This is a genomic window from Flavobacterium sp. CR10, assembly GCF_055814415.1.
In genome coordinates this window covers 3,750,461-3,766,401 of sequence record NZ_CP185985.1, presented here as the reverse complement: position 1 = coordinate 3,766,401, position 15,941 = coordinate 3,750,461, and the positions used below count along the sequence as shown (strand labels likewise).

The following is a 15,941-nucleotide window of genomic DNA, read 5'->3' as shown; positions in this document are numbered from 1 at the left end:
CGAATAGCCTTAAGGTGGTTATTGCGGCGGGGCTCACCTCTTCCCATCCCGAACAGAGAAGTTAAGCCCGCCTGCGCAGATGGTACTGCAGTCATGTGGGAGAGTATGTCGTCGCCTTTCTTTTGAAAACCCTGTTTTTTAAACGGGGTTTTTTATTCAAATTTTTGCTTATAGAAATATAAACAATAAGGTACCTTAGCTCAGATGGTAGAGCAATGGACTGAAAATCCATGTGTCCCTGGTTCGATCCCTGGAGGTACCACATCATGCTCGGATGGTGAAATTGGTAGACACGCTGGACTTAAAATCCAGTGAACAGCAATGTTCGTGCGGGTTCAAGTCCCGCTCTGAGTACTAAAAACTTCAATTAGCTTTTGTTGATTGAAGTTTTTTTTTGCTCTAAACTGAAATAGGTTTTTCTCTTTATCACTATTCTAAAATATTAAACTTCAAAAGCTGTTTTAATCAGAAATTTTATATTTTTACTTCTCTATTTAACTTTAACTATTACTTTCAGCGATGCAAAATGTTTTTCTTAAAGAAGATTGTGATCAATTTATAAGTAGAATTAATCAGCTTACAGCTAATACACAACCACTTTGGGGTAAGATGTCTGTAGATCAGATGTTGGCTCACTGCAATGTAACGTATGAAATGGTTTATGATAATATTCATCCTAAACCAAACGCTTTAATGAAACTTCTTTTAAAACTATTGGCTAAAAACAAAGTAGTAAGCGAATCTCCTTATCCAAGAAATCTTAGTACAGCTCCGCAATTTATCATTAAAGGAGATCGTGATTTTGAGCTGGAGAAAAGCAGATTGATTTCTTATATTCAAAAAACGCAAGAATTAGGAGAAAAAGAATTTGAGGGTAAAGAATCGCTTTCTTTTGGTGTATTGTCTTCTAAAGAATGGAATAATATGTTTGCAAAACATTTAGACCATCATTTTTCTCAATTTAGTGTTTAATTTAATCTACGATTATGAGAATTTATATAATCATTCTTTTTCTTCTTTTAGGGCTATCTTCTAATGCTCAAAAACAAGAAGCTCAAAAATGTATCGAATCTTTTTTTGAAGGATTCCATCAAAGAGACACAACAAAGATTAAATTAGTTTGTGCAGATAAAATGATTTTGCAGTCTATTAGCGAAAGCATTGTAAAAGGGAATAAATTGTCCAATGAAAGTGCAAAAGAATTTTATAAATCTATTGCTTCAATTCCTACGAGCATGAAATTTCAAGAGAAAATTTTAAGCTATAATATTCAGATTGATGGTAGTATGGCACATGTTTGGACTCCCTACGAATTTTATATCAATGATAAATTGAGTCATACAGGAGTGAATGCTTTTACATTATTTAAAGAAAAAGATTCTTGGAAGATTATTTATTTAATTGATACAAGAAGGAAATAGTTAGATTACTTCTGTATTATAGTAAAGGCAAATGTCTGCTAATAGGCATTCAAGACATTTAGGTTTTGGTCTGCAGGTCTCTCTTCCTAAAAAAGAAATTGCCATTCCAATTTCTGACCAAATATTCTTAGGAAGAACTTGCATTAAATCTTTTTCTACTTTGTTTCCGTCTTTGCTTTCTTTTATAATTCCGATTCTAGGGGCTACACGAATAACATGTAAGTCAGCGATAATTCCTTCTGCAGGTTTATTGGTTTCTCTCAGAATAACATTCGCAGATTTTCTTCCAACGCCTTTTAGTGCTGTTAATCCTGACATTGTTAGTGGAATATTTGAGTCTTCTTTAATAGTTTTTGCTATATCTAGAATCCATTGGGCTTTTGTAGTGTAATTTCGAACTTTAGTAATATGTGATGTAAAAGTTTCTATATCAGTTTGAGATATGCTTTTTAGTGTTGGATATTTTTCAAATAATTTTGGTGCTATATTATTTATATTGGTATCAGAATCTTGTGCTGAAAGAATAACCATTACAAGCAATTGATAAGTGTTATGATATTCCAAAGGATGTTTCTTTCCTTTGTATTTTTTTAAAATGGGTTTTAATTTTGTTTCCCAATCCGAAGTCCGTTCAAATAAATCCATTTGGTTTTTAAGTTTAAAATATTGATAATTAGTTTTTTATATTTATAAATTTACGGATTTTGTATGAATTCTAGAATTTTTTTAATAACACTATGATTTCCTAAAATTTTCCTGTGACCAAGACCATCAGTTAAAAATAAAGAACCATTTTTAAGGTTTTCGTGAATATGTATTCCAGCTTTAACAGAAACTTCAGGATCATCATTATCATGCATAACTAAAACAGGAATTTCTACCTTTTGAGCAGCTTTATAAGCAGAAAAATCATCCATTTTAACCTGATACATATTTTCAAAATAGACTCTTAGGTGTATGCTAATTTCTTTCTTTAATCCTAGTTTAAATGTAAATTCATCTAAAATATCTTGAACAATATCGCCGCTTCCTATAATTACTGCTTTTTCTACTTTAAGTCCATCTTTTATCGAATTTAAAACAGACATTCCACCTAAAGAATGTCCAATTGCAAATTCAAAAGGACCAAATTGTTTTTCTATTTCCAATATAGAAGCTATAAATTCAGACATTATAGTTGTCTTGCCTTTTGATTTTCCATGTGCTGGGGCATCAAAACTAACTGTCGAATAGCCATTTGCTAAAAGTTCATCAGCTATTTTAAAAAGTTGTGTTCCTCTTCCAGACCAGCCATGAACCAATAATACTTTGCGTGGGTTATCGCCATATATATAAGTAACTACACTTTTATCGATAGCAGGGACATAAACCAACTTTTGCTGACTTTTTGAATCCATTTCCAATTCCCGTTTGGGAACTTTATGCTTTATAGGCGTTGTGAAAATCTTTGCAGCAAATTTTGTGACTAAATTTGTTGAAATAAATGCGCAAATTTTCGCAGAAATTATAATAATCTTAGGAATTTTTAATGATTTAGTAGGATTAATTGCCTTTTTTGCCATTTCAATAAAACTTGTTTAAACTAAAGATTTTGCTTGATTTTTTGCTAAATTTAGAAAACATAAAAGTAGTATTTAAATGATTGCTTATTATCTATAATCATAAATTAATTTCTTGAATGGAAATATTTCATATTAGTGCAGAATGCTACCCTGTGGCAAAAGTTGGAGGCTTGGGAGATGTAGTTGGTGCATTGCCAAAATATCAGCAGTCTGCTGGACATGAAGTTAGAGTTGTAATTCCTTGTTACGACACAAAGTTTAGGCACGAAAATGATTTTGAATGTGTCCATTGGGGTACAGTTAAATTAGGAGATTTTAATTTTCCGTTTAGCGTTTTAAAGGAAACAACAGATAAATTAGGGTATGAGCTATATCTAATAGAAATTAATGAATTATTCAATCGTCCGAATGTCTATGGGTACGAAGATGATATAGAAAGATTTTTGTCATTTCAAATTGCTACACTCGATTGGATTATAGCACGAAATAAAATTCCAGATATTATTAATTGTCATGATCATCATACTGGAGTTATTCCGTTTTTACTGCAATTTGCCTATAAATATGAGAATTTGAAGAACGTAAAAACTGCCATAACAATTCATAATGGTTTGTATCAAGGATGGTTTGGTTTTGATAAGTTATATTATTTGCCAGAATTTGATTTAAAACATGTTGGATTTTTAGAATGGAGTAATTCAATTAACTCTCTAGCTGTAGGAATTAAATGCGCAAATGCTGTGACTACAGTTTCTCCAAGTTATTTAAATGAAATTAATATTTCGGCAAATGGTTTAGAATCGTTGTTTAATTCTGTAAGAAATAAATCAAAGGGAATTTTAAATGGAATCGATATTGAAGTTTGGAATCCGATAAAAGATAAAATGATTGTAGAAAATTATTCAATTGAAGATTTTGAAACAGGAAAAAGAATAAACAAAGAAAAGTTGTGCGAAGAATTTGATTTAGATCCTACGAAACCATTATTTAGCTTCATTGGCAGATTGTTTGAGGAAAAAGGAGGCGATTTGCTTCCGCATGCTTCTGCTTTGGCTTTGTCAGAACATTTTGAAGAAATTAATATTTTGATTTTGGGATCAGGAAATGCTTCAATTGAATCCCAGCTGACTCAGTTGCGAAATGATTATAAAGGAAATTACAATGTTTTTATAGGTTATAATGAAGAATTGGCGCATTTGATTTATGCAGGTTCAGATTATATTTTAATGCCCTCAAGGGTAGAGCCATGCGGATTAAATCAGATGTATGCGATGCGTTACGGAACAATTCCAATTGTTAGAAGAACTGGAGGATTGAGAGATACGGTTATTGATTTTGGTGATGAAGGAAACGGAGTTTGTCATGATCAAGCTTCTGTGGCTGATATATGCTATTCAATAAATCGTGCTGTTAGGTTGTATGAGGATAAAATAAACTTCAATAAAGTTTTAAAAAGAGGAATGTCAGCAGATCATTCCTGGGAAAGAGTTTGCCAAGAATATATCGAAATATACAACTTAATAATTCAGCAAGATGAAATTTAAAAAGAAAAATGTAGTCGCCATTATTTTAGGAGGTGGACAAGGTTCACGTTTATTTCCATTGACAGAAACAAGATCAAAACCGGCAGTTCCGATTGGAGGAAAATACCGTTTGGTTGATATCCCGATTTCGAATTGCATCAATTCTGATATTTTTAAAATATTTGTTTTGACACAATTTAATTCTGCGTCACTAAATGCTCACATTAAAAACACTTTTAATTTCAGTATTTTTAGTCAGTCTTTCGTTGATATTTTAGCTGCTGAACAAACTCCAGACAATCCAACTTGGTTTCAAGGAACGGCCGATGCTGTGAGACAATGTATGTCACATTTTTTGAAACACGATTTTGATCACGCTTTAATTCTTTCTGGAGATCAATTGTATCAAATGGATTTTAATGAAATGCTCGAAGCGCATATTGCTGCTGACGCTGAAATTTCTATTGCAACTTTGCCTGTAAATGCAAAGGATGCACCTGAATTTGGTATTCTTAAAACCGATCACGAAAACAATATTCATGCATTTATAGAAAAACCTCATGCTTCTTTATTGCCAGAATGGGAATCTGAAGTGAGTGAGCAAATGCAGGAAAAAGGCAAAAAATATCTGGCTTCTATGGGGATTTATATTTTCAATAAATCATTGCTTGTAGAATTAATGGCTGACCAAGAAACAAAAGATTTTGGTAAAGAAATAATTCCCCAATCTGTTGGAAAACATAAAATCTTAAGCTACCAATATGAAGGATATTGGACTGATATTGGAAATATCGAATCATTTTTTGAAGCAAACATTGGTTTAACAGCAGATATTCCAGAGTTTAATTTGTTTGATAACGAGAATAAAATTTTTACAAGACCTAGATTACTGCCTCCATCTAAATTTAGAAATTCGATTATCAATCAATCTCTGATATCAGAAGGCTGTATTATTAATGCCAAAGAAATCAAAAGTTCAGTAATAGGGATTCGTTCCAGAATTGGAGAAGGAACCGTTTTGGAGAACTGCTACGTTATGGGTAATGATTTTTATCAAGATCTTGACGAATTAAACCATGAAAGTAGTATTAATAAAATTCATGTCGGAATTGGCGAAAACTGCTTTATTAATAATGCTTTAATTGATAAAAATGTTCGTATTGGAAATAATGTTCACATTAGTGGAGGAAAACATTTAGACAATTTTACTAATGAATTGTATAGTATAAAAGATGGTATTGTTGTCATCAAAAAAGGAGTTACGCTTTCAGACAACTTTAGAATTGAATAAAACCTGAAAAAATATTATAAAAATCCCAAATTCCAAATTTCAATCGCCTTAAAAATCAAACATGACTAAAGTAATCGCACATTCTCTTTTTACCGATTTTGACATAGATTTATTCAAAGCTGGGAAACACTTCAGATTATATGAAAAATTAGGAGCTCATTTAACTGAGGTGAACGGAGTTAAAGGTGTTTACTTTGCAGTTTGGGCTCCAACTGCGCAGTCGGTTTCTGTTGTGGGCGATTTCAATTATTGGACTCAGGGCGAACATAATCTAAATGTGCGTTGGGATTCTTCTGGAATTTGGGAAGGATTTATTCCTGATATTTCAAAAGGAGCACTTTATAAATATAAAATCCGATCTAATATCAATGGTGTAATTACCGAAAAAGCCGATCCCTTTGCACTTTATTGTGAAAAACCGCCTCATACAGCTTCTGTTGTTTGGGATTTGGATTATAAGTGGAAGGATGAAAATTGGATGCAGAAACGTCAGGATTATAATGCATTAGATAAACCATATTCGGTTTATGAAGTACATTTGGGGTCTTGGAGAAGAGCAGAACATAATCGGTTTTTGACTTATTTGGAACTTGCAGATGATTTAGTAAAATATGTAAAAGAAACTGGTTTTACGCATGTTGAGTTCATGCCTATTATGGAATATCCGTATGATCCTTCTTGGGGGTACCAATTAACGGGATATTTTGCACCGACTTCACGCTTTGGCAAACCACAAGATTTTATGCTTTTGGTGGATAAATTGCATCAGGAAGGAATTGGAGTAATTTTAGACTGGGTTCCATCGCACTTTCCTGATGATGCGCACGGTTTAGGATTTTTTGACGGCTCACATTTATATGAACATCCGGATCGCAGAAAAGGGTATCATCCTGATTGGAAGAGTTTAGTTTTTAATTATGGAAGAAATGAAGTTCGAGCTTTTCTAATCAGTAACGCTGTTTTTTGGCTTCAAAATTACCATATCGACGGACTTAGAGTCGATGCTGTGGCTTCTATGCTTTATTTGGATTATTCCAGAAAAGATGGAGAATGGGAAGCCAATGTTTTTGGAGGAAGAGAAAATCTTGATTCCATTAGTTTTCTTAAAGAATTTAATGAAGTAATTTATTCTAATTTTCTTGGAATTCAGACTATTGCTGAAGAAAGCACCTCGTTTCCTATGGTTTCAAGACCCACTTCTATAGGTGGTTTAGGTTTTGGAATGAAATGGATGATGGGATGGATGCACGATACTTTAAAATATTTTCAGAAAGAAACCGTCTATAGAAAATACCATCAGAATGAATTGACTTTTTCGATGACGTATGCTTTTACAGAAAATTTTATGCTTCCATTTTCGCATGACGAAGTGGTATATGGCAAAAATTCGCTTATTTATAAAATGCCTGGCGATGAATGGCAACGTTTTGCAAATTTGAGATTACTGTATGGCTATATGTTTACGCACCCTGGAACAAAACTTCTGTTTATGGGAGCTGAATTTGGTCAAACTTCAGAATGGAATTTTGAACAAAGTTTAGACTGGCATTTACTGCAATATGATTTTCATTCTGGAATAAAAAGATTGATTACAGATTTGAATCAATTGTATAAGTCACAGCCAGCTTTATACGAAAAGCAATTTAGAGGTGATGGTTTTGAATGGATTAATTATTCAGATCAACAAAATGCGATTTTATCTTACATCCGAAAAGGAAATAATCCTGATGAGAATTTAATTGTGGTGTGCAATTTTACTGAAGTTGTTCGAGAAATTTATAGAATAGGTATTCCCCAAAAAGGCAAATTGAAAGAGATTTTTAATAGCGATGCCACAATTTACGGTGGAAGTGGCGTAGAAAATTCTAATACATTAAAAATAGAAACAGTTGCTTATGATGGAAGAGATTTTTCTGTTGCATTAATCTTACCGCCTTTAAGTGTTACTGTATATTCTTTGATTGAATAAAAAATCTTGAACTAAGGTTTTGTCATTATATCGTTTCAAAATTATCAAATTGCTGATTTTTTGTTTTGTAATTTGAAACTCATTCAGAAAAAACGTTTTCGTGAATAAACCTTTTATTTATAGGGTGTTACGAACTTTTTTTGTATGTTTGAATAGAAGGAAAATGTTAAATTAATTCATTTGAGATATGATTACAAACACTTCATTAGAATACAAAGGCGATTTATACCCATCAAAAATTGTCTCTTATGAACATGAAGGAGATTCGATTTTCTTTAATACCGACAACAAAGTAATTTTAAAAGTTACTGTTCTTCGTGATAGTCTAATCCGATTTCGTTTTACAACAAAAGGATATTTCAGTAATGATTTCTCATATGCTATCGATAAAAGTCAGCTTCACGGTTATAATTTTTTGGAACTTACTGAAGAAGAAACGTATTTCCAGATTAGGACAAGTAAAGTAAAATGTAAAATCCAAAAAGCAGATCTTCGTCTCTCCATTTATGATTTAAACGATTTTCTTATTCTAGAGGATGAACTTGGTTTTCATTGGGAAGAAAGTTATGAATATGGCGGAAACATTGTAAAAATGAGTAAATATTCTAAAGATGGTGAATGTTATTACGGTCTTGGAGATAAAGCGACTCAAATGAATCTTAAAGGCAAAAGAGTAGAAAATTTTGCTACAGATCAATATGCTTACCAAAAAGATCAGGAACCTTTATATAAAGTTGTTCCTTTTTACATTGGCTTGCACAACAAACAGTCTTACGGAATATTTTTTGACAATACCTTTAGAACTTTCTTTGATTTTTGTCAAGAAAGAAGAAATATTACCAGTTTTTGGGCAGAAGGCGGCGAAATGAATTATTATTTCATTTATGGCCCACAAATGCAGGATGTTGTAACTACTTATACTGATTTAACTGGAAAACCAGAATTACCGCCACTTTGGGTTTTAGGCTACCATCAATGCAAATGGAGTTATTATCCAGAAAGTAAAGTAAAAGAAATCACATCAAAGTTTAGGGAACTTCAAATTCCGTGTGATGCCATTTATCTCGATATTGATTATATGGATGGTTTTAGGTGTTTTACTTGGAATAAAAACTATTTTCCAGATCCAAAGAAAATGGTTGCTGAATTAGCCGAAGATGGTTTTAAAACTGTTGTAATCATTGATCCCGGAATTAAAATTGATAAAGATTATTGGGTTTACAAAGAAGCTTTAGAAAAAGATTATTTCTGCAAAAGAGCCGATGGTCCTTATATGAAAGGAAAAGTTTGGCCAGGCGAATGCAATTTTCCAGATTATACAAATCCTGCAGTTAGAGAATGGTGGGCTGGTTTATTTAAAGAATTAGTTTCAGAAATAGGAGTAAAAGGAGTTTGGAATGATATGAATGAACCTGCCGTAATGGAAGTTCCCAATAAAACATTTCCAATGGATGTTCGCCATTTTTACGATGGAAATCCTTGCAGCCATAGAAAAGCACATAATATTTACGGAACTCAGATGGCAAGAGCAACTTATCATGGTGTGAAACGATTTGCTTATCCTAAACGCCCATTTGTCATTACAAGATCGGCTTATTCTGGAGCGCAACGATATACGTCTTCTTGGACAGGAGATAACGTAGCAACTTGGGAACATTTGTGGATTGCAAATATACAAGTGCAGAGAATGTCTATTTCTGGAATGGGATTCACAGGTTCTGACATTGGAGGATTCGCAGAACAGCCTTCAGGAGAGTTATATGCGCGTTGGATTCAATTAGGCGTTTTTCATCCGTTTTGTAGAACACACTCTTCAGGAGATCACGGAAATCAAGAACCTTGGTCATTTGACGAAGAAGTGATTAATATTACCCGAAAATTTGTTAGCCTTCGCTATCAATTGCTTCCTTATTTATACACCATGTTTTGGCAGTATATTGAAGAAGGAGTTCCGATGTTAAAACCATTAGTTTACTATGATCAGGACGATACGCAGACACATTATCGCAATGATGAGTTTATCTTTGGAAACCAAATTTTAGTTTGTCCAGTACTTGAACCTAACGCTGTAGGTAGACGTATGTATATTCCTAGAGGTGAATGGTATAACTACTGGACAAATGAGCTTTTTATTGGCGGAAGAGAGATCTGGATTGATAGTAAATTTGATGAGATTCCGGTTTTTGTAAAAGCGGGTGCTATTATTCCTAAATATCCAGTTCAGCAATATGTGGGCGAATTAGAATTTGATGAATTGACACTAGACGTTTACTATAAAAACGGTAAAGAGCAGTCGGCAGTTTATGAAGATGCTCAAGATGGCTATGATTATAAAAAAGGACGTTACAGCTATTTGTCACTTAGAAATATTGGAAAAGAAAAAGAGCTTATTATTCAGCTTCATAAAGAAGGGAAATACGAAACGCCATACTCTAAGTATAAAATCAATTTGATTGGACTTCCATTTAAAGTTACAGAAATTGAAATTGACAATGAAAAAATTGAGTTTGACAAAATTAGTTTCGAGCAAAATAATTTCTTATTGGTTGATAAAGAGTTTAATGAGCTTCACATTATTGGCGAATAGTTAAATTTTGATATTTTTTTGACTTATCGTGTAAAACATTTTATGTTTTTTAATCGTATTTTTGTTATAAAAATAGCTCGAATTATGAAAAAATATGTGTTTTTAGGGGTTTTTGGAGCACTTATGATGAGTTGCGCAACAAATCCAATTACAGGAAAACAAAACTTGAATTTTGTTTCAAATAGCGAATTATTTCCATCTTCTTTTCAGCAATATAACCAGTTTTTAACAGAGAACAAAGTTATTACGGGAACAGCAGATGCAAAACTTGTGGAAACTGTAGGGTTTAAGATAAAAGCTGCTGCAGAAAAATATTTAAATTATTTAGGACAGACCCAATACTTGAAAGATTATCGCTGGGAATATAAATTGGTTGATAATAAAGAAGTAAATGCATGGTGTCTTCCAGGCGGTAAAATTGTGGTTTATTCTGGAATTTTGCCAATTACACAAAACGAATCAGGTTTGGCAACGGTAATGGGGCATGAAGTTTCTCACGCTTTGGCAAATCACGGTGCACAAAGAATGTCTGCGGCACAATTACAGCAAATAGGTGGTGCGGCTTTAGGAGCGGCAACTAGCGGAAAATCTGAAGCAACACAACAAATATTTGCGCAAGCTTACGGAATTGGTTCTGAAGTAGGAGTTATGTTGCCATTTAGCAGAAGTAACGAAAGCGAAGCTGATAAAATCGGTTTGACTTTAATGGCAATTGCAGGTTACAATCCAGATGATGCTGTTGCTTTTTGGAGCAGAATGGCTGCTAAATCTGGAGGATCAGGAACCCCTGAGTTTATGAGTACACACCCTTCTGATGCTACAAGGATTGCTAATATTAAAGCCTTGATTCCAGAAGCAAAAGCTATTGCGCTTAAAGTGGGAACGATAAAATAATACATAAAAAGTATATTTAAAAGCTATTCTTTGGAGTAGCTTTTTTTGTTTTAGTATACTTGATAATTTAATAATACACGAATTGAAGAATTTCTATTTGATTATGATAAAAAATAGATAAATTCGTAGCCTATTTAACAAACCATTTCTATGAAAAACCTACAAAAAGGAGATAAGAAGCTTTTAAATGCTTGGGCATTTTATGATTGGGCAAATTCAGTTTATACACTTACAATCGCTTCGGCAGTATTTCCAATTTTTTATGAAGCGTTATTCAGCGATCGTGATCATTACATTGATGTTTTCGGTCTTCATTTAAAAAATTCAGCATTAATTAGTTTTATCACAGCGGCGGCCTTTTTGGTTGTTTCTTTTATTTCTCCACTATTATCAGGTATTGCCGATTATGTTGGAAATAAGAAATCCTTCATGAAATTTTTCTGTTACATGGGAGCTTTATCATGTATGGGATTATATTGGTTTGATCTGGATAATATTTATGTCGGATTAGCATTCTATTTTCTTGGATTATTAGGATACTGGGGAAGTTTGGTTTTCTATAATTCATACTTGCCAGATATCGCATTTGAAGAACAACAAGACAGAATTAGTGCAAAAGGATATTCTTTAGGATATATAGGAAGTGTTCTTTTGTTGGCTATCAATTTATGGATGATAATGGGGGCCGAAAATGATATTGCAAGAATGGAAGCGATGAAATATTCTTTTGTGATGGTAGGAATATGGTGGATTTTATTTAGCCAATATACTTATTATTATTTGCCAAAAGGAAGTAAAGAAACAGGACAGAAACTAACAAAAGCTGTTGTGTTTAATGGTTTTAAAGAATTAAAAAAGGTTTGGGCATTATTGCAGAAAAATATTCCTTTAAAGCGTTATTTAGGAGGTTTCTTTGTTTCTAGTATGGCAGTTCAAACTGTAATGCTTGTAGCAACTTATTTTGGAGCTCAGGAAATTCAATGGTCTTCAAAAGAAGAAAGTACAATAGGTTTAATAATTTGTATTCTATTAATTCAGATTGTAGCTGTTTTTGGAGCACTTTTAACTTCTTATGCTTCTTCTAAATGGGGTAACGTTCCAACTTTGATTTTTATCAATGCGATTTGGGCAGTTTTCTGTGCTTTAGCTTACTTTATAACATTGCCAACGCACTTTTATATTATGGCAACTGTTGCTGGATTTGTAATGGGAGGAGTTCAAGCTTTATCACGATCTACATATTCTAAATTGTTGCCTGAAACAGAAGATACAGCATCATTTTTTAGTTTTTATGATGTGGCTGAAAAGATCGGAATCGTAATCGGAATGTGTGTTTACGGAATCATCGATCAGATTACAGGAAGTCCGCGTGCGGCTATTGTGATTTTGGCGATATTCTTTGTAACCTCAATTTTCCTTTTAAGAAGAGTACATAAAAAAGACGTTTCAAATTAATGAAACGTCTTTTACAATAACCAATATCACGAATTGCAAGGATTGTTTGATTGATGATTTCTTTTGTAATTCGTGATATTTTTTTAGAAAATTAACCTTTTGTAATAGTTCCAGATCCAGAAACTTTTACATCTCTTTTCTCAGGATTTCCTATATATTTTATATTTCCAGAACCAGCAACTCTAGCTGTAATACTTTCGGCACAAGTTACTTTGCTGTTTCCAGAACCAGAAACATTTGCTTCTACAACTTTAGATTTTAAGTTCGAAGCATCAATATCTCCAGAACCAGAAAGTTTGGTGGTAAGTTTATCTGCAGTTCCTTTTAAATGAATATTTCCAGATCCGCTAACATGCAATTCTAAGTTATTTGTGTCAACTGGCAAATTGAAATTTCCGGAACCAGATAATTTCACGGCAAGATTATCATTTTTAATTACGTCTTTTGATTGAATATCTCCTGAACCAGCTAAACTTAATTCTGAAATCTTTTCAAATGGAACGGTAACTTGAATTTTACCTGAACTTGTACGGATTTGAGTGCCTTTTTCTACATAAATTTTTAGCGAATTATCTTCAACTTCAACTTTGATAACGGCTAATAAATTTTCTTCTCCTTTGATTGTGATTTTTCCCTCTTTTCCAGATACTAAATCCACATCAAACGAACCTGCTATTTTAATACCGTCGTAATCTCCAGTAGATCTTGTTTCAGTAACTATCTTTCCGTTACCTTGTACTTTGTTTTGCGCATTAATTGTGCTATTTGTAAAAAATACAGCTAGCGCTAGTAGTAAAATTGACTTTTTCATTGTTTTGATTTTTAGATGATTAATTTTTTGTTAGCGAAATATTTCCGTAGTTCGAATTGATATTGATTTTATTCTGGCCTTTTTTCTTGTAAAAACCCGCGATTCTTTTGCTGTTGCTTTTAACTTCAGAAACTGAAACTTCTAGAGAATTATCATGTTTGATATTTGAATATCTCGCCGAAATGTCAAAGTCAAAAGCGTAGTTTGGCACATAACCAATTGTAATGTCTGTATATCCTGAGTTTATGCTAATATTTCCAGCTTTTTCAGTCACTGTTCCAATACTGATTTTACTGTAATTGGTATCATAAATAAAGTTACTTGACACTTCGCCAATAATAAAAGTCAGATAATTTCCAGAACCGCTTAAAGAATTGATTTTTTGAAATTTAAACGTTCCATAATTACAATCCGCTTTAATGTTTTGACCGTCATTTAGGTTGATATCTGTGTAGTTTGCATTAATATTTAGGTTTCCAGAATCATTAATTTTAAGATTTGAATATCTAGCGTCGATATTTCCTGCTTTTATGTAATCAATACTTGAATTTTGGCAGTATTGAATCGATATTTGATTGCTAGACCCGTTTAATTTTCCCAATGTAACTTTTCCATATTTACATTCGATATCTGTAGAAGATTCTGCACTGGGAATAGAAATATTTCCATATTTATTGGCTAATTTAATTGAACCATTTTTTGGAATTTTAATAACATAGTTAATTTCAAAACTGTTATTGCTTCCTTTACTTTTAACATTAGAACTTCCTAAAGACGTTACAGCTGTCACCATGCTTTTAAGAGCTGTGATATCTACATCAATGCTATTTAATCGTTCGTTAACCCAATTTTCGTTTGGCCCATTAACTTTTATCGTAATGTCGAGATCAATTTTATCTTCATCCCAAGTGGTTACAGTGATGCTTCCGTATTTGTTATCAATATCGATTCCTGCGTTCGAATTTACGATATACGTTTTTTTAATGCTTTTTTGTTTCGTTATAAAAGAGTCATCGTTTGAAAATCCCAAGAAAGGAATCAAAAGAAATAAGATGAGTAAATTATAGTGTTTTTTCATTAGAGGTGTTTTTTAGTTTTTCGTTGTCTTCAATTCTTTTTAAAACGGTCTGTAAAAAAGAAATACGTGTTTGGAGATTACTAATCATTGCGTAAATAATCTGCTTGTTCTCACCATTTTTCTGCAGTTCATTTATGATTTTTTGATAATCAGCGTCGAAGGTTTTCATCTGCTTCATTGCATCATCAATAATCTGCTGATTTTCTGGCGAGTTTTTCTCTTTCAATTTAACCAGTTCGTTGTCAATTAGAATATTGAAAATAGAATCGGTGCGTTTAGTTTCTTTAGAAGCAAATTTGAATTCTTTTGGTTTTTCATTTTTATAAAAAAGAGATATTCCAAGCATTAATACGATCGAAGCTGCAATAGCAGTCACGAACCAATATCTTTTCTTAGGCTCTTTTTTGTTTAGTTTTTGAAGAAAATCCATCTGATGATCCGGATTTAATTCCTGAATGTCCCATTGGTTTTCAAATCTGTTGAATAATTCGTCTAAGTTGTCTTTTTCATTTTTCATAATTCCAATTCATTTTATATCTCTTCCAATTTTTTTCTCAAACTATCTTTGGCTCTGCTCAAAGTTGTTCTGCAATTTGCATATGTGATGTTTAAAATTTCGCAGATTTCTTCTTGATCGTAACCTTCTATATAAAAAAGTGTCAGCACCATTCTGTAATTATCTTTCAGCTGCAGAATTGTATCTAAAACCTGTTTTACTTTTAGAGAGTTTAAGTCAATATTTTCAGAAATAATTCCGTCGTTTTCTTCGATTTTATAAAGCTGTTTACTTAAATCTTCTACATGAAAAGAGTTGTTTTTCTTGTAAAAATCGATGCTATAATTGATGATTATTTTTTTTAACCATGCTCCAAAAGCCACTTCTTGTTTATAGTCATTGATTTTTGTAAAAGCTTTTAAGAAACCTTCCTGCATGACGTCTTGTGCAAAATGTTCGTCTTTTACAATACGAAAAGCCACGTTATACATCGCCTTACAATAGCGATTGTATATTTCAAATTGCGCTTTTTGATTGTTGCTTTTGCAAAGCGCAATTAGTTCTTCGATATTTTGGTTGTTTATATTCAAGTAGTGGCTTTTGGTTTTTTATTAAGGACGGCACTTTTTTTTGTTTGTTACACTTTTATAAAATTAATTTTAATTTTTTTTAAATTCATTAAGACAGAAAGTGAAAATATAATTTTTTAGAACTGACTTCTTTTGGTTTTGGCACAATGATTGTCTATTTTTATGCCCTATCTTGTAATTGAAAAACGAAACGCGTTTTCAGTAAAAACTTCAATAAGCAATACTCTTTTTACAGATAGCATAACAATTTTAATGACAAAACGA

14 protein-coding genes, 2 tRNA genes and 1 rRNA gene are annotated in these 15,941 nt (G+C 32.5%); 11 read left to right on the top strand and 6 right to left on the bottom strand.

Going from position 1 to position 15,941, the window contains the following annotated elements; translation table 11 throughout:
• Positions 1 to 10: 10 nt before the first annotated feature.
• From rrf to ACNRYB_RS16515, 5 genes are all read left to right on the top strand, one after another.
• A 5S ribosomal RNA gene (gene rrf / locus ACNRYB_RS16535) occupies positions 11 to 120 on the top strand.
• Positions 121 to 189: 69 nt separating this feature from the next.
• Positions 190 to 262 (top strand) — tRNA-Phe (locus ACNRYB_RS16530).
• 6 nt (positions 263 to 268) lie between these two features.
• Positions 269 to 354 (top strand) — tRNA-Leu (locus ACNRYB_RS16525).
• A gap of 165 nt (positions 355 to 519) precedes the next feature.
• Positions 520 to 972, top strand: coding sequence for a DUF1569 domain-containing protein (locus tag ACNRYB_RS16520; RefSeq protein WP_473727960.1), 453 nt, complete (start codon positions 520 to 522; stop codon positions 970 to 972).
• Positions 973 to 986: 14 nt separating this feature from the next.
• A complete protein-coding gene (locus tag ACNRYB_RS16515) occupies positions 987 to 1,421 on the top strand; it encodes a nuclear transport factor 2 family protein (RefSeq protein ID WP_129747230.1) in 435 nt (144 codons plus the stop codon).
• Here the strand turns inward: ACNRYB_RS16515 and ACNRYB_RS16510 are convergent, their stop codons facing one another.
• Complete coding sequence (locus ACNRYB_RS16510) at positions 1,422 to 2,066, bottom strand: endonuclease III domain-containing protein (RefSeq protein ID WP_473727959.1); 645 nt, start codon at positions 2,064 to 2,066, stop codon at positions 1,422 to 1,424.
• A 50-nt stretch (positions 2,067 to 2,116) separates the two neighbouring features.
• The gene (locus tag ACNRYB_RS16505; RefSeq protein WP_473727958.1) at positions 2,117 to 2,983 is read right to left on the bottom strand and encodes an alpha/beta hydrolase; all 867 of its coding nucleotides are present in this window, start codon (positions 2,981 to 2,983) and stop codon (positions 2,117 to 2,119) included.
• A gap of 116 nt (positions 2,984 to 3,099) precedes the next feature.
• Between ACNRYB_RS16505 and ACNRYB_RS16500 the strand changes: the two genes are divergently transcribed.
• The 6 genes from ACNRYB_RS16500 to ACNRYB_RS16475 all read left to right on the top strand — a co-directional run bounded on the left by ACNRYB_RS16500 (position 3,100) and on the right by ACNRYB_RS16475 (position 12,702).
• The gene (locus tag ACNRYB_RS16500) at positions 3,100 to 4,527 is read left to right on the top strand and encodes a glycogen synthase (protein ID WP_473727957.1); all 1,428 of its coding nucleotides are present in this window, start codon (positions 3,100 to 3,102) and stop codon (positions 4,525 to 4,527) included.
• Entirely contained in the window at positions 4,517 to 5,797 is a 1,281-nt protein-coding gene (locus tag ACNRYB_RS16495; RefSeq protein ID WP_119791109.1) for a glucose-1-phosphate adenylyltransferase, read from the top strand. The genes ACNRYB_RS16500 and ACNRYB_RS16495 overlap by 11 nt, the downstream gene beginning before the upstream one ends.
• Positions 5,798 to 5,858: 61 nt before the next feature.
• Entirely contained in the window at positions 5,859 to 7,766 is a 1,908-nt protein-coding gene (glgB, locus tag ACNRYB_RS16490) for a 1,4-alpha-glucan branching protein GlgB (RefSeq protein WP_473727956.1), read from the top strand.
• Positions 7,767 to 7,953: 187 nt separating this feature from the next.
• Entirely contained in the window at positions 7,954 to 10,353 is a 2,400-nt protein-coding gene (locus ACNRYB_RS16485; protein ID WP_473727955.1) for a glycoside hydrolase family 31 protein, read from the top strand.
• Positions 10,354 to 10,437: 84 nt separating this feature from the next.
• A complete protein-coding gene (locus ACNRYB_RS16480) occupies positions 10,438 to 11,247 on the top strand; it encodes a M48 family metallopeptidase (protein WP_473727954.1) in 810 nt (269 codons plus the stop codon).
• 150 nt (positions 11,248 to 11,397) lie between these two features.
• Positions 11,398 to 12,702: an MFS transporter gene (locus ACNRYB_RS16475; protein ID WP_473727953.1), complete on the top strand. Its 1,305-nt coding sequence runs from the start codon at positions 11,398 to 11,400 to the stop codon at positions 12,700 to 12,702.
• Positions 12,703 to 12,793: 91 nt separating this feature from the next.
• Here ACNRYB_RS16475 and ACNRYB_RS16470 read toward each other — a convergent pair whose 3' ends face one another.
• Genes ACNRYB_RS16470 through ACNRYB_RS16455 form a run of 4 tightly spaced genes read right to left on the bottom strand, consistent with a single transcriptional unit; the run spans position 12,794 to position 15,677 of the window.
• Entirely contained in the window at positions 12,794 to 13,513 is a 720-nt protein-coding gene (locus ACNRYB_RS16470; RefSeq protein ID WP_473727952.1) for a head GIN domain-containing protein, read from the bottom strand.
• Positions 13,514 to 13,532: 19 nt separating this feature from the next.
• The gene (locus ACNRYB_RS16465) at positions 13,533 to 14,591 is read right to left on the bottom strand and encodes a hypothetical protein (RefSeq protein ID WP_473727951.1); all 1,059 of its coding nucleotides are present in this window, start codon (positions 14,589 to 14,591) and stop codon (positions 13,533 to 13,535) included.
• On the bottom strand, positions 14,575 to 15,108 hold the full coding sequence (locus ACNRYB_RS16460) for an anti-sigma factor (protein WP_473727950.1): 534 nt from the start codon (positions 15,106 to 15,108) through the stop codon (positions 14,575 to 14,577). Before ACNRYB_RS16460 ends, ACNRYB_RS16465 begins: the two co-directional genes overlap by 17 nt.
• A 14-nt stretch (positions 15,109 to 15,122) precedes the next feature.
• The gene (locus tag ACNRYB_RS16455; RefSeq protein ID WP_160783829.1) at positions 15,123 to 15,677 is read right to left on the bottom strand and encodes an RNA polymerase sigma factor; all 555 of its coding nucleotides are present in this window, start codon (positions 15,675 to 15,677) and stop codon (positions 15,123 to 15,125) included.
• Positions 15,678 to 15,941 lie beyond the last annotated feature (264 nt).

Coding starts and splice junctions, on each gene's coding strand:
- ACNRYB_RS16520 (WP_473727960.1), top strand. CDS start 520: ATGCAAAATGTTTTTCTTAAAGAAGATTGTGATCAATTTATAAGTAGA.
- ACNRYB_RS16515 (WP_129747230.1), top strand. CDS start 987: ATGAGAATTTATATAATCATTCTTTTTCTTCTTTTAGGGCTATCTTCT.
- ACNRYB_RS16510 (WP_473727959.1), bottom strand. CDS start 2,066: ATGGATTTATTTGAACGGACTTCGGATTGGGAAACAAAATTAAAACCC.
- ACNRYB_RS16505 (WP_473727958.1), bottom strand. CDS start 2,983: ATGGCAAAAAAGGCAATTAATCCTACTAAATCATTAAAAATTCCTAAG.
- ACNRYB_RS16500 (WP_473727957.1), top strand. CDS start 3,100: ATGGAAATATTTCATATTAGTGCAGAATGCTACCCTGTGGCAAAAGTT.
- ACNRYB_RS16495 (WP_119791109.1), top strand. CDS start 4,517: ATGAAATTTAAAAAGAAAAATGTAGTCGCCATTATTTTAGGAGGTGGA.
- glgB (WP_473727956.1), top strand. CDS start 5,859: ATGACTAAAGTAATCGCACATTCTCTTTTTACCGATTTTGACATAGAT.
- ACNRYB_RS16485 (WP_473727955.1), top strand. CDS start 7,954: ATGATTACAAACACTTCATTAGAATACAAAGGCGATTTATACCCATCA.
- ACNRYB_RS16480 (WP_473727954.1), top strand. CDS start 10,438: ATGAAAAAATATGTGTTTTTAGGGGTTTTTGGAGCACTTATGATGAGT.
- ACNRYB_RS16475 (WP_473727953.1), top strand. CDS start 11,398: ATGAAAAACCTACAAAAAGGAGATAAGAAGCTTTTAAATGCTTGGGCA.
- ACNRYB_RS16470 (WP_473727952.1), bottom strand. CDS start 13,513: ATGAAAAAGTCAATTTTACTACTAGCGCTAGCTGTATTTTTTACAAAT.
- ACNRYB_RS16465 (WP_473727951.1), bottom strand. CDS start 14,591: ATGAAAAAACACTATAATTTACTCATCTTATTTCTTTTGATTCCTTTC.
- ACNRYB_RS16460 (WP_473727950.1), bottom strand. CDS start 15,108: ATGAAAAATGAAAAAGACAACTTAGACGAATTATTCAACAGATTTGAA.